Origin of the sequence: Enterococcus devriesei (assembly GCF_001885905.1) — a bacterium.
GTDB classification, from domain to species: domain Bacteria; phylum Bacillota; class Bacilli; order Lactobacillales; family Enterococcaceae; genus Enterococcus_A; species Enterococcus_A devriesei.
The window spans coordinates 155,701-178,598 of the sequence record NZ_JXKM01000005.1; the positions used below are offsets into that span (position 1 = coordinate 155,701).

The following is a 22,898-nucleotide window of genomic DNA, read 5'->3' on the forward strand; positions in this document are numbered from 1 at the left end:
TATTACCCTCCTAGATAGGCTTTCTTCACTTCGTCGCTGTCTAATAATTCTTGGCCGGTGCCTGACAAAACGACCTTCCCAGTCTCCAAAACGTAGCCACGGTCTGCAATCGATAACGCCATTTTGGCATTTTGCTCGATCAACAGCACCGTTGTACCTTGTTCTTTGATTTCCTGGATAATATTGAAAATTTCTTTAATGAAAATCGGAGCCAACCCCATTGAAGGCTCATCTAGTAACAACAAGCGAGGCTTTGACATTAAGGCTCTCCCCATCGCTAGCATTTGCTGTTCGCCACCAGATAAGGTGGAAGCATCCTGTGTCAATCGTTCCTTTAAAATCGGAAATTTTTCATAGACATGCTCGTAATCTTCTTTTAACGACCCATCTTTCCGTAGATAAGCGCCCATTTCTAAATTTTCCAAAACGGTCAAGCCAGAAAAAACATGGCGACCTTCAGGTACTTGAGAAATTCCTTGAGCGACAATCTTTCGTGGGGCTCTTTTTTGAATCGGTTTGCCTTCAAATTGAATCGTTCCTTTTGATGGCTGGATCAAACCTGAAATGGTACGAAGGATCGTTGTTTTTCCCGCTCCATTAGCACCAATCAGTGAAACGATCTCTCCTTGATTGACCTCAAAGCTGACATCCCGCACTGCTTGAATCATTCCATAATGCACTGAAAGGTTTTCGATTTTTAACATTATAGGTCACCTCCCAAGTAAGCTTTGATGACTTCGGGATTGTTTTTGATCTCATCTGGATCGCCTTCTGCCAAGACCCGACCATATTCCAATACATAGATGCGTTCACAAACATCCATAACTAGACTCATATCATGTTCGATCAAGAGGATCGTGATTTGAAATTCTTGTTGGATTTTACGGATCAACCCTGTTAAAGCTGCCGTTTCCTGCGGGTTCATCCCTGCCGCTGGTTCATCTAAAAATAAAATTTTAGGTTTTGTCGCTAATGCTCGCACGATTTCTAAGCGGCGCTGCTCTCCATACGGCAAATTGCGAGCTAGATTTTCCGCTTTGTTTTGTAAATCAAAAATCGTTAATAATTGCAGTGCTTCTTCTCGCAAAGCCTCTTCTTTATTATAAAAAGTTGGTAAACGCAAGACGCTCGAGAAAAAGCCTTCCTTATTTTTACTATTCATCGCGATCAGTACATTGTCCAACACCGTCAAATCTTTAAACAAGCGAATATTTTGAAACGTTCGACTCAAACCTAAGTCTGCGATCGCGTAGGGCTTTTTACCGTTCAAACGCTGACTTTGACCATCAACTTCTAAAAGAACGTCCCCTTCACTAGGTTCATATACACCGGTGATCAGATTAAATAAAGTAGTTTTTCCCGCACCATTGGGACCAATCAAACCGACTAATTGATTTTCTTCTAATGCGATATTGACATTGGAGACCGCCGCCAAACCGCCAAAGTTTTTCGTTAACTCTTTAATTTCCAACAGAGGCATTTTGGTCATCTCCTTTTTTGAATTTATTCAACAGCTTCTTCACGGACAATTCTTTTGTCCCTAATAATCCACCTGGCTTAAAGATCATTAAAATAATCAACGCCAGCGCATAAATAATCATTCGTAAAGCACCGAAATCTTGGAGATACATATTGATGATCCCTAACAAAATGGCAGCGATAAAGGTTCCTGTGATACTTCCGATTCCGCCTAAGACGACCAGAATCAAAATATCTACCGATTTGGTAAACGCGAAGTCCTTCGGTGCGATCGATTGCAAATAACCGGCATAAAGCGAACCAGCGATACTGGCAGTCATCGCGCCAAAGGCAAAAGCCATGACTTTATATTTCGTCGTATTTACCCCCATTGCTTCTGCAGCAATCTCATCCTCACGAATCGCCATCGTAGCACGTCCTGCACCCGAGCGAATATAGTTGACGATAAATAAGGTGGTGATCGCCATAAAGCCATAGACCATCTGCCAATCAACAAAAGGCTCGATCCCAAACAAACCGGAAGGACCATTAGTAATGTCTTTAAAGTTAATCAATAAGATACGGATGATCTCCGCTACCCCTAAAGTTGCTATGGCTAAATAATCGCCACTTAAACGTAGCGTGGGAATTCCTACCGCAACTGCGATGATTCCAGCTAAAATGACACCGACAGCCATGCCTAAAAAGAAACCGGCATAAGTTGGCATACTCATCGAGACTAACGCCGCCCCATAGGCACCAATCGCCATAAAACCGGCGTGACCTAATGAAAACTGACCAGAGAAACCAATAATTAAATTTAATCCGACCGCTAAGATGACATTGATTCCGATTTGGACCATGATATTATCTAAAAATAGATTGATCATGCCAGCCGAATAAGCAATATACAAAGCTGCGTAACCAAGCACGATCAGAGCCAGCCAAATCAAATTGTATTTTAAATTCTTTTTCATTTGATCCACCTACACTTTCTCTTTCACATGTTTGCCTAAAATTCCGGCCGGACGAACTAACAAAATCAAAATCAAGACCGCATACACGACCGCATCTTTAAAGTCCGAGAAGCCTAACGCCGTCGTGATTGTTTCGATTAAACCAATCACGAAACCACCAATCGCCGCACCAGGAATAATCCCGATACCGCCTAAAACAGCCGCGATAAATGATTTCAAACCTGGAATATAACCCATCATTGGATCAATCGAATTGTAATAAAGACCAATCATCATCCCGCCAGCAGCAGCCAACGCAGAGCCTAATGCAAAGGTAAAAGAAATCGTCCGATTAACATCGATTCCCATCAATTGAGCCGCGTCCGTGTCGACACTAACGGCTCGCATCGCTTTTCCCATCTTGGTCTTTTGGACAATTATATTTAAGGTAATCATCAAGAATAATGAAAGACCTAAGATCAATAATTGAATATTAGAAACACTTAAAAAGCCGATGTTAAATACTTGCAACTTAATCACCTGCGGAAAAGGCCGCGTCGTTGAACTAAAGAAATAAATCATCGTGTTTTGCAATAAATACGAAACTCCGATTGCCGTAATCAAGGCCGCGATCCGAGTAGAGTTTCGCAGTGGCCGATAGGCTAAAAATTCGATTACTACGCCTAAAACCGCACTACCTGCCATCGATAAGATCAGTGCAGGGAAAAAGCCCATATTAAACTGATTAATTAAAAAATAGCCAATAAAAGAACCAATCATATAAATCTCACCATGCGCGAAGTTGATCAGTTTAATAATACCGTAAACCATTGTATAGCCTAGTGCCATCAGAGCATAGACACTCCCTAGAAAAAGACCATTTACAATTTGTTGGATAAATATTTCCATGCATATCACATCACTTTTCTAAAAAATTAAGGTTAAGCAGTTCTTTGCAGCCTTTATTCGAAAATAAGGGTCTGTGACAGATGATTGTCACAGACCCCGGTCTGCTCCGAAATGTTAAGGATTTACCGTTTCAGCAGAAGATTCTTTTCCATCTGTTAGACCAAGAACGACCGCTGATTTCACAGGGTTGTGGTCTTTGTCCATCGTAATCTTACCAGTAACACCAACGAAGTCTTTCAAGCCAGCTAAGCCTTTATCAATCGCTTCTGGTGTCGCTTTGCCTTCGTCTTCAATCGCTTGCTTGATCATGTAAACAGAATCATAAGCCAATGCATTGAATGAAGATGGCTGTTTGCCATATTTGTCTTCAAATGCCTTCACAAACGGTTCTACTTTATCGGTTGCTGGGGCTTTAGTTGAGAAGTGACCAGTATAATAAACATTTTTCACATTGCTTGCGCCTGCAGTTTCAATCAATTTTTCATCCCCAAAACCATCAGCACCGATGATTGGCTGTTCGATTCCCATTTCACGCGCTTGCTTGATGATTAAGCCTGCTTCTGTATAATAGCCAGGAATATAGATGACATTGAAGTCTTTATCTTTGATTTTAGTCAGCATTGCTTGGAAATCTTTATCGCCAGCGGTAAAGTTTTCTTCAGCGACGATCTCACCTTTATACGTATCTTTGAAGGCCTTTTTCAGACCGTTCGCATAATCACTTGAGTTGTCCCCTAAGATTACTGCTTTATCGGCTTTTAGATTGTCATCTGCGTATTTCGCTAAAACAATCCCTTGGAAGCTATCTTGGAAACACGCACGATAGATATAGTCTTGGACCTTGTCTTTTTGAACCGTAATCGCATCGTCTGTTCCAGAAGGAGTAACCGCTGGAACCTTCGCCTTCGTTAAATTCGGTAACGTCGCTTTGGCCGCGCCCGATGTCGCCGGTCCAATGACTGCTACAACTCCGTCTTTAGTTGTCAAATTCGCTGCAACCGAAGCTGCCTCGTTATTATCAGATTTATTGTCTTTTGCGATGTATTCAATTTTTTTGCCGTCAATTCCGCCGTCTTTGTTGATTTCTTCAACAGCTAATTTGACGCCTTCGTTTTCCGCTTCACCATAAGCTGCTACTGCGCCGGATAATTCGAAATTTCCACCGATTTTAATCGTCTTCGCATCTTCTCCGCTAGTATTATCGCTTGCTTTAGGCGATCCACATGCGCCAAATAAAAACAACCCTGCTGCCAATGCAACTACTGTTCTTTTCTTCATCCTGTTTCCCCCTAATAAAATAATGATAATTGGTTAAGATAATAAAGAATATATAGGAAAAAACTCTCACTGTCAATTAAATTTTCTGAATATTTTAATAATTCAACAATACTCAAACAATTTATAGCGCTTCCATTCCTAATGAGTAGCTATCAAATAACTAAAAAAAAAGCTTCCGACCTGTAAATAGTCGAAAAGCTCTTTTTTAAATAACTCATTTTTTTATTCATACCGCATCAATAATGGGCTTCTTTTTAAGTCCCTTAAATAAAGTTTTTGGAACAATTCAGTCAAAATCTTAAATTATTTTCCACACTACATCTACTTGTTTTCAAAAAAGCTGAAGACAATACAATAACCTATGGATTTCTTTATTAATGAAAACGTAATCTTAAAGATATTTTTAATTTAATTTTCATCAAGGGTCCCCTCTAAAAAGTGGTATTGAAGTCGCCTTTTTGACATTGCCTTAAGTCAACTATTCTTCGCTAAATAATTCGGCTCCTCTTCATCTACCAAATTCTTTTTTAACGAAAAATGGACAGGTACATAATCAATACCGCCTCGAGCAAAAGGATTACAGCGCAAGATCCGAAAAATCCCCATTGTGCTGCCTTTTATCGCCCCATGTACTTGAATCGCCTTGATCATATAACTGGAGCACGTCGGATAATATCGACACGAAGGCTGGAACAAAGGCGAGATAAACCGTTGATAGCCTCGTACGATCATAATTAGTCCTTTGCCAATAAAACTCATTTCATCACCTCAAATTTGGCTGGTTTCGCGAACACACCAGGTCGTGAAATCAGACATCAAAACAATTTTCTTACTAGCAAAAAGAGATTGCCCCAAAAATTTGGTGCAACCCCTCATACTAGACATTCTGTTATAAACAGCTTTATTAATGTACAAATTCCAAAATATGCCGCCACACGCCAGGTAATAAAACCTTAAACGGATTGCCTCCGCCCATAGCGCCATAGCCGATCATACTACCAACAATAAATAATAGAATACCTGCCAGCAAAATCGCTACGATTCGGATTAAGCTACGTAAGATATGTTCACTCGAACTCATATATCCACTCCCTTAAGCCAATACTGTTGCTGTGTTCGCCGCCTTCTTATCTTCAGAATTCACACGTTCCACATCGGCACCTAATTGTTGCAACTTCGTATGGAATTCATAGTATCCACGATCTAAGTATTTTAGATTGCGTACACGGGTAATTCCCTTCGCCCGTAAGCCAGCTAATACTAAAGCTGCTGCCGCACGTAAATCCGTAGCATAGACTTCTGCACCTTGAAGTTCAGTTGCACCTTTGATCAACGCAACATTGTTGTCAATTTTCACTTGTGCATTCATTCTACGCATTTCTTCTAAATGTTGGAAACGATTCTCAAAGACCGTTTCTGTGGTTGTGCTGATACCTTCAGCTACCAATTGAATAGCTGTCATTTGCGCTTGCATGTCCGTTGGGAACCCAGGATGAGGCATTGTTTTAATATCTGTTGCTTTCAATGTCTTAGGACCAATGACTCTTAAACCATCATTTTCTTCAGAAATTGAAACACCCATCTCTGTTAATTTAGAGATCAACGGACGATTGTGTTCTGAAATTGCGCCTTCAATCAGCACATTGCCTTCAGTCATTGCTGCTGCCACCATGAATGTTCCAGCTTCGATCCGGTCTTGAACAATCGGATGAGAAACCGCATGAAGATGTTCTACACCTTCAATACGCATGATCTCTGTACCAGCTCCATGAATGTTTGCGCCCATTTTGTTTAAGAAGTTCGCTAAATCAACGATTTCTGGTTCACGAGCGACGTTTTCAATAATGGTTGTTCCTTTAGCTTTAACAGCAGCCATCATGATGTTTTGCGTCGCACCGACACTTGGAAAATCTAAGTAAATCGTATCGCCGACTAATTCGTCAGCAATTGCTTCGATATAGCCATTTTTTTGGATAATTTTTGCGCCTAACGCTTGGAATCCTTTTAAATGCAAATTGATTGGACGTTTACCAATGGCACAGCCGCCTGGCATAGCTACCTTAGCATGTCCATTACGAGCCAACAAAGGACCCATTACGACGATTGACGCCCGCATTTTACTCACATATTCATAGGGAGCTTCCACGTTTAATTGACGCGTTGCATCCACTGTGATTTCTTTTGTTTCTTCATTAAACTCAACATCCGTGTTCAAAAAACGGATCACTTGATTCATGGTAAAGACATCAGAAAGAATCGGAACATTGCTTAATGTTGTCGTTCCTTCTTCAGCTAATAGAGTCGCAGCTAAAATCGGAAGTACAGCATTTTTTGCTCCTTCAATCTGTACAGTTCCATTTAATTGTTTGCCACCACGAACGATGATCTCTTCCATTGTATTCCCTCCAAAAAGCTAATCGAATTCTCTTATCTTATATGTACCTAACTAAATGTCAAAAAAATATTTTTACACAAAAGGATAATCTCTAAAAAGAAGTTGCTACAAGTATAACCTAAAGCAATCGCCAGCATCATCAATGTCAGTCGGACTTGCGTTTCCTTAAATGATTTAAAGAGATTCTCAATCCGTAACGATCGTAACGCCCAAAAAGCTAAATAAATAAAAGCAAAATGCGACACGATTCTGACTAGTGCGTCGATTCCAAATACCTGCATAATCAATTTCCTTTCAAAAAAAATTAACAGTTGGATTATATCACAGTTTCATGTAAAGAAGAATAGTTTGCTTACTCAAAAGCCTATAAAAAACCTTTTAAAAAACTTAAGCTTTTATAATTTTTCATTTAGTAACTGTTATATTTCACTTAGACTTGAAAAAAGTTTTCTTAAAAATTCTATTGTACCTTATTTGTCATAATAGCTAATAATAATTGTTTATTTTAGTTTTTAAGGCTGACTCCCAATTCCCCCTGTCCTCTTTTATTTGAGGAACAATAAAAATATTGGACTAGGCAACTCTTCTTTCTTTTATAAAAAAAGAAGATCAACTTGAGATTGATCTTCTTTTTATTTAACGATGTTTTGAAACTTTGATTCGATTCATAGCACGGTGCAACGCAACTTCGGCCCGACTCAATTGGTCGGTGTCTTGTTTTTCCCGCGCTTCTTGAATCCGCGCTTCCGCCCGTTGTTTTGCTCTTTCAGCACGTGACACGTCGATATCGCGTTCACGTTCAGCCGTGTCGGCGATGATCGTTAAGACATTGTCCCGAACTTCCATAATTCCCCCGTTGACTGCGATCCAGTCAACGTGTGTATCAGAGTCCGTACGACGAACTCGAACCTCGTCGATCGCAAGAGGCGCAATGATCGGTGCGTGGTTCGGCAAGATCCCGATCTCACCCGCAACTGTTTTTGCAACTACGATAGTTGCATTGTGATCATAGACGTTACCATCTGGAGTAACAACGTTCACTTGCAGAACTTTGTTTTTTTCTTGTTCCATCGGGCACCTCTTTCTAGTAGCCTAAAGTTTTTGCTTTTTCTACTACGTCTTCGATAGTACCTACACTACGAAATGCTTCTTCGGGAAGGTCATCGTATTTTCCTTCAAGGATTTCTTTGAAGCCTTCAACAGTTTTTTCAACTGGAACATATGAGCCTGGAAGACCAGTAAATTGTTCCGCCACGTTGAAGTTTTGTGACAAGAAGAATTGAATCCGACGTGCACGTGACACAATCACTTTTTCTTGGTCAGACAATTCGTCCATCCCTAAGATTGCGATAATATCTTGTAACTCGCGGTAACGTTGTAAGACACGTTGAACTTCTGTCGCTACACGATAATGTTCTTCACCAACGATTTCAGGTGCTAAGGCACTTGAAGATGAAGCCAATGGGTCAACGGCTGGATAGATCCCTTGCTCGGTTAACTTACGTTCCAAGTTGGTTGTTGCATCTAAATGGGCGAAGGCTGTCGCTGGCGCAGGGTCAGTATAGTCATCGGCTGGCACATAGATGGCTTGGATCGAAGTAATCGAACCTTTTTTAGTAGAAGTAATCCGTTCTTGTAATTGACCCATTTCAGTTGCCAAGGTTGGTTGATACCCAACGGCTGATGGCATCCGACCAAGTAAGGCAGATACTTCTGAACCTGCTTGAGTGAAACGGAAAATGTTGTCGATAAATAGCAACACATCTTGTCCTTCTTCATCACGGAAATATTCAGCTAAAGTTAAACCAGTTAAGGCAACTCGCATCCGGGCACCTGGCGGCTCGTTCATTTGTCCAAACACCATGGCCGTTTTTTCAATTACGCCTGAATCTTTCATTTCATAATAAAGGTCGTTCCCTTCACGAGTCCGTTCCCCAACACCGGTAAAGACGGAAATCCCACCGTGTTCTTGGGCGATATTATGAATCAATTCTTGGATCAATACAGTTTTACCAACACCGGCACCACCGAATAGTCCGACCTTACCACCTTTTAAGTATGGGGCTAATAAGTCGATAACTTTGATCCCTGTTTCTAAAATTTCGTTACTTGTGCTAAGCTCTTCAAAGCTTGGCGCTTTTTTATGAATCCCGCTTTTTTCTGCATCTTCAGGAAAAGGCGCTTCTTTGTCGATAGTTTCACCTAAAACGTTAAACACACGACCCAATGTTTCTTTCCCTACTGGTACTGAGATTGGTTTGCCGGTATCGACAACTTCCATCCCACGTTGCAAACCATCCGTAGATTCCATGGCGATCGTGCGAATAACACCATCACCAAGTTCTAAAGCTGCTTCAAGAACGACTTTTGTTTTATCATTTTTATAAACAATCAACGCATTGTTGATGTCTGGTAAGGATTGATCTAAAGAAAATTCCACGTCGACAACGGGACCAATAACTTGAACAATCTTGCCTGAACTCATGTTTTTTCCTCCAATCTTGAAATTATTCTAACGCGGAAGCCCCGCCGACAATTTCTGTAATCTCTTGGGTGATCGCCGCTTGACGTGCACGGTTGTATGAAATGGTCAAATCATCAATAATTGAACCAGCGTTATCTGTGGCGGTCTTCATCGCTGTCATCCCAGCTGCGTGTTCCGCCGTTTTGGCATCAACGATCGCACCGTAAATCAAGCTTTCCGCATATTGCGGCAGCAATTGATCAAGGATCGCTTCTTTTGATGGCTCGAAAAGATATTCCTCACGATACGTTTGTGCTTCATTTGGATCTAAGTCAGAGATCGGCAGCATTTTTTCTACTCGGAACTGACTAGACAATGAATTGACGTGATGGTTGTAACATACGTACAGTTCATCGAAGACTTGATTTTCATACATACTAGTTGTCATTGAAACGATTTTTCGTACTTCATCAAAGCTTGGTTGATCCGATAAATTGCGCAATTCATAAGCTAATTTAACACCGCGAGCTTTGAAAAAGTCCGCTCCGGTTCCACCAATGGCTAATAACACATATTCATCGGCAGAATCATGATCATCTTCAAGCATTGTCATCGTTTGTTTTAAAATCGAGCTATTGTATCCGCCCACCAAACCGCCATCAGAAGTAATCACAATATAGCCCGTTTTTTTGACTGGCCGATTTAACAACATACTGTGATAGTTGATGCCGCCTAATTGACGACCAGAATTAGCCAATTCGGTTAATTCACTGGCTGTTAAGTGAGTTAAGACTTCCCGTACCTTTGAAGCATACAATTGGAATTTTGACGAATACAGTTCAGATTTCGTTAACTTTGAAGCAGAAACCATTTGCATAGCTTTGGTGATTTGGCTTGTCTTTTTCGTCGATGCAATCCGTGTTTTGATTTCATTTAAGGATGCCATGATTTTTTCTCACCTCGATTATGCTTTTTCTTTGTTAGCAGTTGATGCGTCAAAAATGTCTTTGAATTCTTGGATCGCGCTATCTAATTTTTCAGCTTCCGGCAATTCTTTCGTCTCACGAATTGTCGCGAATAAATCAGAATGGTTCGTTTCTAAGTATTCAAATAATTGCGCTTCAAAATCTAAAATACTATTGACTGGAATACTATCAAGTACGCCATGCGTCAAGGCATAAAGAATCACGACTTGTTTTTCAACAGGAAGTGGATCATGTAATTTTTGTTTTAGAACTTCAACCGTCCGACGACCACGATTTAATTTTGCTTGTGTTGCTGCATCTAAATCTGAACCGAATTGGGTAAAGGCTTCTAATTCACGATAGCTGGCAAGGTCCAAACGAAGGGTCCCGGCTACTTTTTTCATCGCTTTGATTTGTGCTGAACCACCAACCCGTGACACGGATAAACCAGCATCAACGGCTGGACGAATACCAGCGTAGAACAAATCGTTTTCTAAGAAAATTTGTCCATCAGTGATTGAGATCACGTTAGTAGGGATATAAGCGGAGATATCTCCGGCTTGTGTTTCAACGAATGGCAAGGCTGTTAATGATCCACCGCCTAATTCGTCAGAAAGTTTTGCTGCACGTTCTAATAAACGTGAATGCAAGTAGAAAACATCCCCTGGGTAAGCTTCACGACCTGGCGGACGACGTAATAGTAATGAGAGTTCACGATAAGCAACAGCTTGTTTTGATAAATCATCGAAGACGACCAAGACGTGTTTGCCGTTGTACATGAATTCTTCACCCATTGCTGTTCCAGCGTAAGGCGCAATAAATAATAGCGGTGCAGGTTGAGAAGCACCAGCTGTTACGACGATGGTGTAATCCATCGCACCAAATTTACGAAGTGTTTCCACTTGTGAACGAACGGTGGATTCTTTTTGTCCAATAGCGACGTAGATACAAATCATATCTTGACCTTTTTGGTTGATGATCGTATCAATCGCAATCGAAGTTTTCCCAGTTTTCCGGTCACCGATAACTAATTCACGTTGGCCGCGGCCGATTGGAACTAAGGCATCGATGGCTTTTAAACCTGTTTGCATAGGTTCTGAAACGGATTTACGTTGCATAACGCCGGGAGCCATAGCTTCCACTGGACGCGTTTTGCTTGTTTCGATTGGGCCCATGCCGTCGATTGGTTGACCTAGTGGATTCACGACCCGACCAATCATGTTATCGCCAACAGGCACTTCCATGATTTTACCGGTCCGTTTTACTTTATCTCCTTCACGAATGGACTCAAATTCACCTAGAACGATGATACCTACATCATTACTTTCTAAGTTTTGTGCCATTCCGTAAGAGCCGTTAGAAAACTCTAACAGTTCTCCACTCATTGCATTTTCTAAGCCGTGGGCACGGGCGATTCCGTCCCCAACGTAAGTAACTGTTCCGATTTCTTCAACCGACAGTTTGTTGTCATAATTTTGAATCTGTTCTTTAATTAAAGCACTGATTTCTTCTGCTTTGATGGCCATTCATTTCACCTCTTCTTCTCTACTTTTTACTAAGTGCTGCTCGTAGACCATTTAATTGGCTGGCGAGGCTGCCGTCGATCACTTGATGATCGGCTTCAACAATGACACCGCCGAGAATTGATTCATCAACTAACGGGGTTAACGTGGCCTTCTGGTAGCCAAAAACATCAGCGACTTTTGCTTCAAGTTCGTGTTTCTTTTCTTCAGAGAGCGGAACAGCTGTAGTGACTGTACCGTGTGCGATTTTATTTAATTCATCATAGCGATGCTCGTATTCATCAATCATGAACGGAAGATCATCACTGCGATTGTACTCAAAAACAACTAGTAGAAAATTTTTAATGATCCCTTCAAAGTTGCCGGTAAAAGCATCCATAATCGCTTTCTTTTCGGCTCCTGTTAAACGAACATCCGTTAAAATATTTCCTAGATCGGGAATTTCTTTACAAATTTCTCGAACGGTCAACAACTCTTGATAAACGGCATCGGCGGCTTTATTTTCGATCGCCAATTCAAACAAAGCTTTTCCATAACGTTTACCAACAGTGTATTTATCAAGCTTCATGTTTCGTATTACCTAGCTTATCCATATAGTCGTTGATCAAATCTTGATGCGCGTCTTGTGAAAGCTCTTTGCTCAAGATTTTTTCTGCGATTTGTAGGGAAAGAGTAGCCACGTCATCTTTAACAGAGGTCAAAGCATTGTCTCGTTCGTCTTTGATTTCGGCTTGCGCCCGATCTTTCAGACGAGAAACTTCTTCTTTGGTGTCTTTGATGATGTTTTGGCGACTTAATTCGCCGCTTTCCTTCGCATTTTTGATGATGTCTGCCGCGTCACTACGAGAGCTGGCTAACTGAGTTTCACGTTCTTTTTCCAACTCAGCTGCTTTGTTTCGTGATTGTTCGGCAGAATCTAGATCATTGGCGATCTTATCTTCACGTTTTTGTAAGATGTCTTGGACTGCACCCCACGCGAATTTTTTCAATAGCGCCATTAATATCACGAATGATAATGTAACAGCGATTAAATTACCGAGCGTTGTATTGACAGTCTCAGCAATAACTAGATTCGGCATACTCGGTCTTCCTTTCTGTTCGTCTTCCTCATTTAAGGATCGTCATTCGCTCCTTAGGCTTAGCTATAAGCCTTAATAAAAAAGCGTCATTTATTAACCTTGGAAAACCATCAACATACCTAATACTACACCTAGAATTGGCACAGCTTCGATCAAACCAACACCGATAAACATTGTTGAACGAATTTGTCCTGACATTTCTGGTTGACGTGCCATAGATTCAATTGCTTTTGAGATTACTTGTCCGTTACCATAACCAGCCCCAATTGCGGCCCCCATGATTGCGATTCCTGCACCGATAAAGTTCATAATAAATTTCCTCCTAAAAGTGTGTTAAATTTTTTATTCTACCTCGATTTTATGACTGATATAAACCATCGATAGAGTTGTGAAAACGAAAGCTTGGATACTACCAATAAATAATGAGAATGCGATCCAAATCATTTCAAGCGGAACAACTAGTGGCAAGGTGATCCAGCCAGTACTAGTTACAACACTTGCGATCAATGAAAGCAATACTTCACCGGCAAAGATATTGCCGTAAAGACGCAGACCTAACGTAATAACATTGGTGAATTCTTCCATCAACTTGATCGGGAACAAGCCCGCAGGTGTAAAGAAAGAATTTTTAATGTAACCACCTAGGCCAAATTTTTCTGACCCAAGATAATTCGCCAAGGTCAATACTAGTAACGCCAGCCCCATTGTTACAAATGGGTTTGCTGTTGGACTCTTCCAATACGTGACATCGTTTCCTGAAACGATTTTAGTGATAAGCCCGATTTGGTTTGCCACAAAGATAAATAAGAACAACGTAAATGAGAACAAACTAAAATTTCTGACTTCTTTACGCGGCATGTTGTCACCAACAATGTTCGTCGTAAAATCAATGACCCACTCAATTGCGTTTTGTTTGCCTTTGGGTTTCAATGATAGGTTGCGTGTAAACGCAAAAACAATGAGAAAGACGATGATACATGTCAAAACAATCATTGACGTTACCGTACCGTCAAACCATACGGGACCTATATGGAAAACCCAAGATTTTTCATTCAATCCAGTTCACCTCTCTTCTCAGCGATTCGCGTCAGCTCATGCTTGCTTAGCGCTGCTCGTCAAAATACTATCGTATGTTACCACCAGAGAAAGAAAATTTCAAAGAATTTTCCTAAAAATTTTCGAATAAGTCAAAGAAAATTTTAAGTGTGTTATTTTATTCTTGCTAAAATCCGCTCTGGTTACTAATTTAGCCCGCAAAACAGCTAGTATAGATTGTAACTAATCGTATCAAAATCCATAGTGAAGTAAAGAAATTATCATTAAATATGCGAAAAAGAATATTTTGTTAACGAGAATAATTTTTCAACGTCCGACTAATCTGTCGATCGACATCTTTTCGCTTCAACGTTTCACGTTTATCATATTGACGTTTCCCTTTGCCGATACCGATCAAAACTTTGGCGTAGCCATCCTTCAAATAGACTTTCAAAGGCACGATCGTGATTCCGGCATTTTTTAATTCTCCGGCCAAACGTGCGATTTGTTTTTTATGAAGCAATAATTTCCGTGTTCGCAAAGGATCATGATTGAAAATATTCCCCTGCTCATACGGACTAATATGAACATTGTATAAAAAAGCTTCGCCGTTTCGAACACGAGCAAAGCCGTCCTTCAAATTGATCCGGCTATTGCGAATCGATTTGATTTCCGTTCCTTGCAAAACAATCCCCGCCTCCATCGTGTCGATGATCGTATAATCATGACGGGCCTTTTTATTTTGTGCAACGAGTTTTCCTTCCCCCTTTGGCATCTGCTATCCCTTCTTTCTACCTGTTTTTTTCTTTTTGGCCACCGATTTGTAAAAAGGCTTCTTGCCTTTTTTCTTTTTCTTCTCTTTTCCCGCAGCGGGACGATCTGAATTTTTCGGATGATTTTTATTGGTATTTTGATTATTCTTGCGTCCACCGGTTGGCTTGCGGCGCTGATTGTTGCGACGATTGTTTCCTGGAACCTCCAGTGCGGGAATTTCTTCGGCTTCAAGCAGCTCAAAATCAATTTCCCGTGTTTCAGGATCAGATTTCGTGACCTTTACTCGCACCTTTTGCCCTATCTTAAAGGTTTGGCGTGTCCGTTCACCGACTAAAGCTAATTGATTTTCAATAAAGTGGAAATAATCTTGTTTTAATTCATTGAGATGGGTCATACCTTCAACCGTATTCGGCAGTTCGATAAAGATCCCGAACTTCGTAACAGAGCTGATGATCCCATCAAATTCTTCACCGACTTTATCCGCCATATACTCCGCTTTTTTCATGCTGTCCACTTCACGTTCAGCATCCACTGCCCGACGCTCCATCTTCGAACTATGATCAGCGATTTCAGGCAGCGCCTCTGCCCACTTGGCTTTTGTCGCTTCCCCTTGATCCTGACTATAGGTCCGAATCAGACGATGAACAATCAAATCAGGGTAACGACGAATCGGCGACGTAAAGTGCGTATAATATTCAGCAGCTAAGCCATAATGACCATAGTTGTCTTCAGAATAGCGTGCCTGTTGCATACTCCGTAAGAGCATCGTATTGATGACTGGTGCTTCCGGTTTGTCTTCTACCTCGTCAATAACCTTTTGTAAATCTTTCGGCGTAATGGTATTTTTTGTCCCTTTAACTAAAATACCCAAGGCAGACGCAAAATCAAAGAAACGCTGCATTTTTTCTTCCTTCGGCTGTTCGTGGATTCGATAGATAAAAGGCAACTTCAAGCGATTAAAATGCTCCGCAACCGTTTCGTTGGCGGCTAGCATAAAGGATTCGATCAATCGTTCACCGACTCCTCGTTCCCTCAACTCAATATCCATTGGACGACCCTCTGGATCAACTAAAATTTTCGCTTCACGATCCTCAAAATTGATTGCTCCACGTTGGATACGACGGGCTTCAAGGATCTGATGCAGTTCTTTCATTAGTTGAAACATCGGCACTAGCTGTTGATAACGTTCTAACGTTTCTGGCTTTTTCTCTTCCAAAATCTCGTTGACTGCCGAATACGTCATTCGCTCAGTCGTTTGAATGACACTCTGGAAGATTTCATGCTGAACAATCGTTCCACTTGGATCGATCTCCATCTCACAACTCATCGTTAAACGTGGCACCTGCGGGTTCAATGAACAGATTCCATTTGATAAACGCTGAGGAATCATTGGAATTACCCGATCGGTTAAATAAACGCTGGTTCCTCGTTCAAAGGCTTCTTTATTTAAGATGCTGTCTTCTGTCACATAATAGGAAACGTCGGCGATATGAACACCTAAAAAATAATTACCATTGTCTAGTTTACGAACAGTCACCGCATCATCTAAGTCTTTCGCATCAGCACCATCGATTGTCACGATCTGTTGCTCCCGCAGATCTCTGCGACCAACTAGATCCGACTCTGAAATTTGATCTGGCACTTGCTCTGATGCGGTCTGGACTTCTTCAGGAAATTGTGTCGGAATCCCTTGGGCAATCACGATCGATAAAATATCCATCCCTGGATCATTTTTATGACCGATGACTTTTGTCACCATTCCCTCAAGACTGGTTGCATAGCCTTTTTCCGGATAATGGGTGATCTCAACGATAACGACACTGCCGTCCACCGGTTGAATCCCTTCAGCTGCGATAAATACTTTAAACTGCGCACTTTTTTTATCCTTTGGTGTTACGTAGCCAAACAAATCCGATTCTGCGATCTCATCCACATCAAAGGCAGTGAACTCACCAACCAATTGTTGGACTTTCCGTTCTTTGATGGAAACGACTTGGCCTTCTGCCCCACGATCAGCAAACAGATCCGCTGTTTTTTGAATATCGATCATAACGATATCGCCATCCATTGCAAAATTCGTCGCATCCTTCGGAATAAACACATCTGGTTCTTCCGGATCGATCGTTACAAAACCGAAGCCTCGTTCGTTACGACGAAAGATTCCTTCAACTTCGATTGGTTGGAAAGGCAGCTTGATGCGACCTTTTTTATTAAACTCTAAGGTCTTTTCCCGTTCCATTTGCGCAACCGTTTGAACCAACAGCTTGTAGTCCTCACTTTTACGCATGTCTAATGCTTCTGCCAATTCTTCCATTGACAGACTTTTTTTAGTGGCCGCTTTCAATCCAGCCAGTATTTCTGCTTTAATTGTTTTTTTCTCCATTATTTCTCTCTCCAGCTAAGACCTGCTAAAAAATCAGCAACGTCTTGTTCAAATTGTCTTCGTTCAGGTCCTACCGTAATCACATGTCCGCTTTTAGGATACCATTTTAACGTAAAGGCTGTCTGCTGCAACTGTTCCGCCGTTTGAAAAACCCCTTCCGCTTCAATCATTTCATCTTGACCTGCCTGCGCCATAAAAAAGGGCGCTTGGATCGCAGTTAATTTTTCATAAGCTCGTCTCGCTTGCGCCTCGATTGTAGCAAGTTGTTTTTCGACTAATGGACGATACGTCGTCAGCTTTTCATCCGTTAGGACTTCTACAGTTCGTTCGATTACTTGCTTAGCATACAATAGGAAGTTTTCAGCTACTTGCGTTTTCACTGGCGCGATTGGTGAGCAAAAAAAGCCGCCTCCAACAAAGTCCTTTGAAGCTTCCGTTAATAAACGGGTTGAAAAAATACCCCCCATTGATAATCCTAAAACGGCAATGTCTCGATAGCCTTTTGCTTGTAAAAATTCTACTGCCTGTTGACTATCTTGCCACCAATGCTCTGAGCTTTCATGCAAAATATCCAAAGGGTCTAGCGTGCCATGTCCCTTAAATAGCGGGGCGTAAACTGTATAATCTAATTTTTCTAACGAACGTGCCAGCATCCGTACATCATTCGGACTGCCAGAATAAGCGTGCAAAAGTAACACCGCCCGCTTTCCGTGGGGCAAGAACAACGACTCAGGTAATTGAACCATTCTTTCCACTCCTTTTCTTCTATCTTAAAGTGTACTTGATTTACATTAAATACAAAATTAGAAAGGCTTCGTTCAAAAGTTTGTTCGTGAAACTGAGCCACAAAAAAAAGACCTCTCAAGCGAGAGGCCGTTTTATTTGCTTGATAGAAACATTAAGACGAAGAGCAAAATCATCCAAACCGCACCTAAAACTGCAGTCGATCGTTGCATCACAGCTTCAAAGCCGCGCGCCTTTTGTTTTCCGAACAATTGATCCGCACCGCCAGTAAATGCACTCGCAGCACTATTTTGTTTGCTAGGCTGCATCATAATCGTAATGACGATGATCACTGACAACACTAAGATAACGCCCAAAATAAAATTATACAAAAGATGACCTCCTTATTCCAAACTACCTCATTTTTTACTTTAGCATAATCGAAGCTGTTTGACTAGAGAGGAAAACGAACTTATTTTCTTAAAACGTCTGCATATTCTGGTTTTTCTTCAAACTCTTTTTTAGCAAATGGGCAAAGAGGGATGATTTTTTTACCATCTTTACGTGCTTTTTCAACGCCAGCCGCAACTAATTTTTGTGCTAATTGTTGGCCACGGTAAGTTGGGTCAACAAAGGTATGATCGATGATCATGATTTCAGGACCTGCATTTGACCAAGTCATTTCGCCCGCTTCGTTTCCTTCGTCGTTTAGTAAGACAAAACGTTCTTTTTCTTCTTTGATTTCCATAATAACGCTCCTCTGAATAAAAGTTTTTGATGAACTATGGGATACCCTTAATTAGCTTAGGAAAATCCCGTTATACTTCTGCTTTTACAATGTATTTCAAGGCGCCGCTCGGACACGTATCCACGACATAGCTGGCATTTTTCACACTGCCATTATCCGGGATGATCCACGGTCTGCGTCCCACCTCAAAAATTTCTGGATTGCCTCGGACACAATTTCCGATATGCGCGCAAATATCTTTATTGTAATAAATATCAATGCCCTCACCATGATATTTGCGATAACCTTGAGCCAATAATTCTTCTTCATTTACAGGCTCTTGATCAAATTTACTTCCGTCCATTTTTTATCACTTCCTTTAAGTAAGATTATAAAGAAAATCAAAAAAAATTTACACTAAATCGTCTTTTAAGCTAAGAGTTCGATTAGAGTCTGCATCGCCTGATGCGCATCACCCTGATCCGGAAACGCCAAAGTAAATGTTCGTCCGCCTAAGGTCTCGATTAACAATTCAAAGACACCTGATTGTTGCCGCAAGGAAAAGGGTTTCAAACTTTCTGCCGTAAAATAAACGTTTCGTGGTTCCTTGGTCAGATCATCTTCTTCTAAAACGTGCAACCCGCGGTTAGAGAAAATCAATAATTTTTCGGTTTGATCTTCGTAAATCGCTAACTGATTCAGACCTTCTTCGGGAAAAAGCGCCCGCAGTTGTGCTTGCAATAATAAAAAGCTAGTCTCCTTCATGGGAAGCTCCTTGTGAAGAAAACGCGGGAAATACCTTATTCAAATAAGCTTGCCCTAATTCATAATAATGCTCCGCGTTCTCACGATTTTTTTCGATCTCCGCGGATGTCAATTGGCGAATCACCCGAGCAGGCGAGCCAAAAGCCAGCGAGTTGGCTGGAATAACGGTTCCTTCGGTTACTAATGAGCCCGCTCCAATCAAACTGTTTTCTCCGATCTCCGCGTGATTTAAAATGGTTGAGCCCATTCCTATCAAAGCCCCTGAATGAATCTTACAACCGTGAATGATACAGCCATGCCCGACCGTCACATAGTCACCGATCTGAGTTGGCGCGTCATGATCCACATGCACGATCGACCCATCTTGGATATTACTTTTTTTACCGATTGAAATTTTGTTGCTGTCTCCTCTTAAAACACTTTGAAACCAAATCGTCGAGCCAGCCTCAATGGTTACGTCTCCAAATACATCTGCGCTATTTGCAATAAATTCTGTCATCGTCCTCACCTCAATTTCAGTATAGCATGAGGCTATCCTTTCTTTTGTAAAACAAAGAGCCTTAAAAATAATTTTAAGACTCTTGCTTCCTGTTTATTCATAAAAGACGCTAAGCCCAATCACCATTTCTAAAAATTGCGGTGCGGCTGCCGTCTTGACGAATCCCGTCAATATTCATTTGATCAGAACCAATCATGAAATCCACATGATTTTTGCTCCGATTCAAGCCATGTTCGATCAGTTCTTCTTCATTCATATCGACTCCGCCTGCTAAGTTAAAGGCATAGGCATTGCCGATAGCTAAATGATTCGAGGCATTTTCATCGTATAGTGTACTGAAGAAGGTAATTCCTGATTGAGAGATTGGTGAAGGGTCCGGCACTAACGCCACCTCGCCTAAATGCTTGGAACCTTCATCCATTTCGACTAATGCTTTCAAGACTGCTTCACCTTGCTCCGCCTGGACATCGACAATCGTACCGTCTTTGAAAGTCAATTTAATGCCGGTGATTACTTGTCCACCGTAAGCTAAGGGCTTCGTTGAATACACGACTCCGTCTGCGCCCCGGCAATCAGGAGCGGTAAAAATTTCTTCTGTCGGCATATTGGCCATAAATTCAAAGCCTTTTTCATTAATACTGCGAGCACTGTCCCACACATGATTTACGGGCAGGCCAATCGTTAAATCAGTTCCAGGCGCTTGATAATGCAACGCTTTAAATTGTTCACGGTTCATCATGGCTGCTTTTTCCTGCAGTCTTTTTTCATGTGCTGACCACGCTTGAATCGGATCAGTTTCATAAACTTTAGTTGCCTTAAAGATCGCGTCCCACAAAGCTGTTACTTGTTCTGACTCAGGCAGTTCCGGGAAAACTTTAGCCGCCCACGGTGCTTCCGCCGCAGCTACTACCGTCCAACTGATTTTATTCGCCGCTGCAACTTGTCGCAGACCAAATAATAATTTGCGATCATATTGTTGATAGGCATCAATTCGTTTCGTATCCACGCCAGCGAACAAGCCGGGATCTTGTGAAACGACACTGATTCGGCTGATCCGCCGAGCAACTAAGTCATCCATCTCCGCTTGCTTGTACGCTGGAACTTCCCGCAATTCGTCAAGTTCCATATTCAGTACCTGTTCTCGTAAAATTGTGTCATCTGCCCACCGCAAAATGACTTGACTCGCTCCGGCTTCATAGGCTTTTTTTACTATTAAACGAGCCAACGGTGCCTGATTGACGGAAATGTCTAACTGAACTAAATCTTTCGCCTGAACGTTGACTCCTGTCTTCACAATCAAATTCGCATATGCGTCTAAATGTTCCATTAGAGCTTTCATTTTTCCACCTCTATAGTGTTCCTGAAGATAAAATATATTTTTTCTCGTACCGGCTATACATAACCACCGCAACCACTCCAAAAACGACTGGACCTAAAATCGAATAAATTGTTCCCGCAAGGTCGCCTTGCATTGCTGGTTGAACGATCGTAAAGACATTGGCAAAGCCAACCACAAAAGTTACAACAGTTACTGCAATATTGGCCGTTGTCTGAGTCTTATATATCTCAAACGGTTTTTCGATTTCCTTTTTCTTTTTAAATCCAACAAAAGCGATCGCCAAGAACATATAAGGAATCGTCATCGAAACATTCGTCATCGAAACTAGGACTTGGAAGAAATATTTCGCACCGCTGCCGCCAAAAGAAACTAGAGCCACAATCGCAATCACGATCGCCGCTTGGACTTTCATTGCGTTGACAGGCAAACCATTTTTAGTTTTAGTCAAATATTCCGGCCAAACTTCTTTCGGTGTCCCTTCAATCAACTGCTTCAAAGGCGAGAAGATCAAGGTGAAAAATGCGCCTGTCAACGCTAAGAACATCGACAAGCCCATGTAGCGCGACACCCAAACACCCATCGTGACAGAGGCCGCTTCTGTTAAATGCAGCGCATGGCCTAGTTGATAACCCATATTATTCATGGCGATATAAGCAACATTTCCTAAAGTTACTTCTGCATCAGAAAACTGTGTAAAGGCAAAGGTCCAATTCGTGAAGGCTCCCATCATAAAAATGCCCACTGCATATCCCACCGCGATAACGATTGCCGAGATCGCCACTCCTCGAGGGAAAGTCTTTTCGGCATTCTCTGTTTCATCCACTAAGCCGCCAACAACTTCCAAACCGCCATAGGCGAAGATCGCAAAAACTAGGAACCCAAAGACTTGAATCATCGTCGAATAGTCTGCATTCGGTGACTGGAAAAATGCCCCTGGACTCAGTGGCTGTGCCATATGTCCATTCAGTAAAAGAATCGCCAGACCACCGATAAATAATACAACATTAATCAATGCAACGGCCGTTCCACCGATTGACGTCACTTTTTTGATGCTGTCTAATCCTCTTGAAGAAACAAAAGTAATCAAAATAATCCAGAAAATAGCTAAGACTCCTAATGTTTGTACGCCGGATAATCCAAACGGTGTCCACTGTTGTGTTTTGTCTACGCCAAAAATCGCATTCGACAATGGAATCCAGATCCCCGAGCCTACGTTAACCATCCAAATAATATATGATGCATACCACATGAAAGTACCAATAAAAGCAAATTTAGGATTAAAGGATTCCGCCATCCAAGAATAAATGCCGCCTTTTCGATCTTTAAAGGCTGCTCCATATTCGGACAACATAAAAGCAAAAGGTAAAAAGAACGTAACTGCTGCTAAAACGTACCACAAGATCGAAGCGTAACCCATCAAATAAAATGCGCGAGTGATGTTGGTGAAACCAAATACCGATGTGAAGATCATAAGAATCAGTGAGATTAACGTTAATTTCTGTTTTTTCGGTTTCGACATGAATGTTTCCTCCAATTTTTATTTTTCAGCGAGCCAAGCATATCCTTTCTTAAGATTTAAAGAACTCTTCTCTTCAAATTAAGTTACACGTATTTAAAGAAATGATT

At 41.4% G+C, this 22,898-nt stretch carries 27 protein-coding genes; all 27 read right to left on the minus strand.

The genetic code is table 11. The features are described 5' to 3' along the window. Positions 1 to 2 precede the first annotated feature (2 nt). On the minus strand, positions 3 to 704 hold the full coding sequence (locus RV00_RS09140; protein ID WP_071862300.1) for an ABC transporter ATP-binding protein: 702 nt from the start codon (positions 702 to 704) through the stop codon (positions 3 to 5). After that, positions 704 to 1,480, minus strand: coding sequence for an ABC transporter ATP-binding protein (locus tag RV00_RS09145; protein WP_071862301.1), 777 nt, complete (start codon positions 1,478 to 1,480; stop codon positions 704 to 706). The genes RV00_RS09140 and RV00_RS09145 overlap by 1 nt, the downstream gene beginning before the upstream one ends. Next, positions 1,461 to 2,435 carry a branched-chain amino acid ABC transporter permease gene (locus tag RV00_RS09150; RefSeq protein WP_071862382.1) on the minus strand — a complete coding sequence of 325 codons (975 nt, stop codon included), beginning with the start codon at positions 2,433 to 2,435 and terminating at the stop codon, positions 1,461 to 1,463. The genes RV00_RS09145 and RV00_RS09150 overlap by 20 nt, the downstream gene beginning before the upstream one ends. A gap of 9 nt (positions 2,436 to 2,444) precedes the next feature. Then, a complete protein-coding gene (locus RV00_RS09155; protein ID WP_071862302.1) occupies positions 2,445 to 3,323 on the minus strand; it encodes a branched-chain amino acid ABC transporter permease in 879 nt (292 codons plus the stop codon). A 114-nt stretch (positions 3,324 to 3,437) separates the two neighbouring features. Further along, a complete protein-coding gene (locus RV00_RS09160) occupies positions 3,438 to 4,601 on the minus strand; it encodes an ABC transporter substrate-binding protein (protein ID WP_071862303.1) in 1,164 nt (387 codons plus the stop codon). A 474-nt stretch (positions 4,602 to 5,075) separates the two neighbouring features. Next, positions 5,076 to 5,360: a membrane protein insertion efficiency factor YidD gene (gene yidD, locus RV00_RS09165; RefSeq protein ID WP_211272384.1), complete on the minus strand. Its 285-nt coding sequence runs from the start codon at positions 5,358 to 5,360 to the stop codon at positions 5,076 to 5,078. Positions 5,361 to 5,505: 145 nt separating this feature from the next. After that, on the minus strand, positions 5,506 to 5,682 hold the full coding sequence (locus tag RV00_RS09170) for a DNA-directed RNA polymerase subunit beta (RefSeq protein ID WP_071862304.1): 177 nt from the start codon (positions 5,680 to 5,682) through the stop codon (positions 5,506 to 5,508). Positions 5,683 to 5,694: 12 nt separating this feature from the next. After that, a complete protein-coding gene (gene murA / locus RV00_RS09175) occupies positions 5,695 to 6,996 on the minus strand; it encodes a UDP-N-acetylglucosamine 1-carboxyvinyltransferase (protein ID WP_071862305.1) in 1,302 nt (433 codons plus the stop codon). Positions 6,997 to 7,043: 47 nt separating this feature from the next. Further along, positions 7,044 to 7,277 (minus strand): DUF1146 family protein, encoded by a 234-nt coding sequence (locus RV00_RS09180; protein WP_071862306.1) that lies wholly within the window; start codon positions 7,275 to 7,277, stop codon positions 7,044 to 7,046. Positions 7,278 to 7,632: 355 nt separating this feature from the next. Beyond that, a complete protein-coding gene (locus RV00_RS09185) occupies positions 7,633 to 8,067 on the minus strand; it encodes a F0F1 ATP synthase subunit epsilon (protein WP_010746747.1) in 435 nt (144 codons plus the stop codon). A 13-nt stretch (positions 8,068 to 8,080) separates the two neighbouring features. Next, a complete protein-coding gene (atpD, locus tag RV00_RS09190; protein WP_071862307.1) occupies positions 8,081 to 9,481 on the minus strand; it encodes a F0F1 ATP synthase subunit beta in 1,401 nt (466 codons plus the stop codon). A 22-nt stretch (positions 9,482 to 9,503) separates the two neighbouring features. After that, positions 9,504 to 10,409 carry a F0F1 ATP synthase subunit gamma gene (locus tag RV00_RS09195; RefSeq protein ID WP_071862308.1) on the minus strand — a complete coding sequence of 302 codons (906 nt, stop codon included), beginning with the start codon at positions 10,407 to 10,409 and terminating at the stop codon, positions 9,504 to 9,506. A 15-nt stretch (positions 10,410 to 10,424) separates the two neighbouring features. Continuing rightward, positions 10,425 to 11,951, minus strand: a complete 1,527-nt coding sequence (gene atpA / locus RV00_RS09200) for a F0F1 ATP synthase subunit alpha (RefSeq protein ID WP_071862309.1) — start codon at positions 11,949 to 11,951, stop codon at positions 10,425 to 10,427. Positions 11,952 to 11,970: 19 nt separating this feature from the next. Continuing rightward, positions 11,971 to 12,516, minus strand: a complete 546-nt coding sequence (gene atpH / locus RV00_RS09205; protein WP_071862310.1) for an ATP synthase F1 subunit delta — start codon at positions 12,514 to 12,516, stop codon at positions 11,971 to 11,973. Further along, entirely contained in the window at positions 12,506 to 13,027 is a 522-nt protein-coding gene (atpF, locus tag RV00_RS09210) for a F0F1 ATP synthase subunit B (RefSeq protein ID WP_071862311.1), read from the minus strand. Before atpF ends, atpH begins: the two co-directional genes overlap by 11 nt. Positions 13,028 to 13,120: 93 nt before the next feature. Continuing rightward, positions 13,121 to 13,336 carry an ATP synthase F0 subunit C gene (gene atpE, locus RV00_RS09215; protein ID WP_010746753.1) on the minus strand — a complete coding sequence of 72 codons (216 nt, stop codon included), beginning with the start codon at positions 13,334 to 13,336 and terminating at the stop codon, positions 13,121 to 13,123. A gap of 33 nt (positions 13,337 to 13,369) precedes the next feature. Continuing rightward, positions 13,370 to 14,083, minus strand: a complete 714-nt coding sequence (gene atpB, locus RV00_RS09220) for a F0F1 ATP synthase subunit A (RefSeq protein ID WP_071862312.1) — start codon at positions 14,081 to 14,083, stop codon at positions 13,370 to 13,372. Between the two features lie 289 nt (positions 14,084 to 14,372). Continuing rightward, positions 14,373 to 14,837 (minus strand): SsrA-binding protein SmpB, encoded by a 465-nt coding sequence (smpB, locus tag RV00_RS09225; RefSeq protein WP_071862313.1) that lies wholly within the window; start codon positions 14,835 to 14,837, stop codon positions 14,373 to 14,375. Between the two features lie 3 nt (positions 14,838 to 14,840). Then, entirely contained in the window at positions 14,841 to 17,219 is a 2,379-nt protein-coding gene (rnr, locus tag RV00_RS09230) for a ribonuclease R (protein WP_071862314.1), read from the minus strand. Next, positions 17,219 to 17,965 (minus strand): alpha/beta hydrolase, encoded by a 747-nt coding sequence (locus RV00_RS09235; protein WP_071862315.1) that lies wholly within the window; start codon positions 17,963 to 17,965, stop codon positions 17,219 to 17,221. The genes rnr and RV00_RS09235 overlap by 1 nt, the downstream gene beginning before the upstream one ends. Positions 17,966 to 18,097: 132 nt before the next feature. After that, entirely contained in the window at positions 18,098 to 18,334 is a 237-nt protein-coding gene (gene secG / locus RV00_RS09240; RefSeq protein ID WP_071857487.1) for a preprotein translocase subunit SecG, read from the minus strand. A gap of 80 nt (positions 18,335 to 18,414) precedes the next feature. After that, positions 18,415 to 18,690 (minus strand): GNAT family N-acetyltransferase, encoded by a 276-nt coding sequence (locus RV00_RS09245; RefSeq protein WP_071862316.1) that lies wholly within the window; start codon positions 18,688 to 18,690, stop codon positions 18,415 to 18,417. A gap of 70 nt (positions 18,691 to 18,760) precedes the next feature. Continuing rightward, a complete protein-coding gene (locus tag RV00_RS09250; protein WP_071862317.1) occupies positions 18,761 to 19,033 on the minus strand; it encodes a (4Fe-4S)-binding protein in 273 nt (90 codons plus the stop codon). A gap of 65 nt (positions 19,034 to 19,098) precedes the next feature. Then, complete coding sequence (locus RV00_RS09255) at positions 19,099 to 19,434, minus strand: hypothetical protein (RefSeq protein WP_071862318.1); 336 nt, start codon at positions 19,432 to 19,434, stop codon at positions 19,099 to 19,101. After that, a complete protein-coding gene (locus RV00_RS09260) occupies positions 19,421 to 19,933 on the minus strand; it encodes a gamma carbonic anhydrase family protein (RefSeq protein ID WP_071862319.1) in 513 nt (170 codons plus the stop codon). Before RV00_RS09260 ends, RV00_RS09255 begins: the two co-directional genes overlap by 14 nt. A gap of 109 nt (positions 19,934 to 20,042) precedes the next feature. Next, a complete protein-coding gene (locus tag RV00_RS09265) occupies positions 20,043 to 21,272 on the minus strand; it encodes an aminopeptidase (RefSeq protein WP_071862320.1) in 1,230 nt (409 codons plus the stop codon). Between the two features lie 10 nt (positions 21,273 to 21,282). Beyond that, positions 21,283 to 22,791: a glutamate/gamma-aminobutyrate family transporter YjeM gene (yjeM, locus tag RV00_RS09270; protein ID WP_071862321.1), complete on the minus strand. Its 1,509-nt coding sequence runs from the start codon at positions 22,789 to 22,791 to the stop codon at positions 21,283 to 21,285. Positions 22,792 to 22,898 lie beyond the last annotated feature (107 nt).

Bases quoted from the DNA above. Each gene is read 5' to 3' on its own strand.
- RV00_RS09140 (WP_071862300.1), bottom strand. From the start codon at position 704: ATGTTAAAAATCGAAAACCTTTCAGTGCATTATGGAATGATTCAAGCA.
- RV00_RS09145 (WP_071862301.1), bottom strand. From the start codon at position 1,480: ATGCCTCTGTTGGAAATTAAAGAGTTAACGAAAAACTTTGGCGGTTTG.
- RV00_RS09150 (WP_071862382.1), bottom strand. From the start codon at position 2,435: ATGAAAAAGAATTTAAAATACAATTTGATTTGGCTGGCTCTGATCGTG.
- RV00_RS09155 (WP_071862302.1), bottom strand. From the start codon at position 3,323: ATGGAAATATTTATCCAACAAATTGTAAATGGTCTTTTTCTAGGGAGT.
- RV00_RS09160 (WP_071862303.1), bottom strand. From the start codon at position 4,601: ATGAAGAAAAGAACAGTAGTTGCATTGGCAGCAGGGTTGTTTTTATTT.
- yidD (WP_211272384.1), bottom strand. From the start codon at position 5,360: ATGAGTTTTATTGGCAAAGGACTAATTATGATCGTACGAGGCTATCAA.
- RV00_RS09170 (WP_071862304.1), bottom strand. From the start codon at position 5,682: ATGAGTTCGAGTGAACATATCTTACGTAGCTTAATCCGAATCGTAGCG.
- murA (WP_071862305.1), bottom strand. From the start codon at position 6,996: ATGGAAGAGATCATCGTTCGTGGTGGCAAACAATTAAATGGAACTGTA.
- RV00_RS09180 (WP_071862306.1), bottom strand. From the start codon at position 7,277: ATGCAGGTATTTGGAATCGACGCACTAGTCAGAATCGTGTCGCATTTT.
- RV00_RS09185 (WP_010746747.1), bottom strand. From the start codon at position 8,067: ATGGAACAAGAAAAAAACAAAGTTCTGCAAGTGAACGTTGTTACTCCA.
- atpD (WP_071862307.1), bottom strand. From the start codon at position 9,481: ATGAGTTCAGGCAAGATTGTTCAAGTTATTGGTCCCGTTGTCGACGTG.
- atpA (WP_071862309.1), bottom strand. From the start codon at position 11,951: ATGGCCATCAAAGCAGAAGAAATCAGTGCTTTAATTAAAGAACAGATT.
- atpH (WP_071862310.1), bottom strand. From the start codon at position 12,516: ATGAAGCTTGATAAATACACTGTTGGTAAACGTTATGGAAAAGCTTTG.
- atpF (WP_071862311.1), bottom strand. From the start codon at position 13,027: ATGCCGAATCTAGTTATTGCTGAGACTGTCAATACAACGCTCGGTAAT.
- atpE (WP_010746753.1), bottom strand. From the start codon at position 13,336: ATGAACTTTATCGGTGCAGGAATCGCAATCATGGGGGCCGCAATTGGG.
- smpB (WP_071862313.1), bottom strand. From the start codon at position 14,837: ATGCCAAAGGGGGAAGGAAAACTCGTTGCACAAAATAAAAAGGCCCGT.
- rnr (WP_071862314.1), bottom strand. From the start codon at position 17,219: ATGGAGAAAAAAACAATTAAAGCAGAAATACTGGCTGGATTGAAAGCG.
- RV00_RS09235 (WP_071862315.1), bottom strand. From the start codon at position 17,965: ATGGTTCAATTACCTGAGTCGTTGTTCTTGCCCCACGGAAAGCGGGCG.
- RV00_RS09245 (WP_071862316.1), bottom strand. From the start codon at position 18,690: ATGGAAATCAAAGAAGAAAAAGAACGTTTTGTCTTACTAAACGACGAA.
- RV00_RS09250 (WP_071862317.1), bottom strand. From the start codon at position 19,033: ATGGACGGAAGTAAATTTGATCAAGAGCCTGTAAATGAAGAAGAATTA.
- RV00_RS09255 (WP_071862318.1), bottom strand. From the start codon at position 19,434: ATGAAGGAGACTAGCTTTTTATTATTGCAAGCACAACTGCGGGCGCTT.
- RV00_RS09260 (WP_071862319.1), bottom strand. From the start codon at position 19,933: ATGACAGAATTTATTGCAAATAGCGCAGATGTATTTGGAGACGTAACC.
- RV00_RS09265 (WP_071862320.1), bottom strand. From the start codon at position 21,272: ATGAAAGCTCTAATGGAACATTTAGACGCATATGCGAATTTGATTGTG.
- yjeM (WP_071862321.1), bottom strand. From the start codon at position 22,791: ATGTCGAAACCGAAAAAACAGAAATTAACGTTAATCTCACTGATTCTT.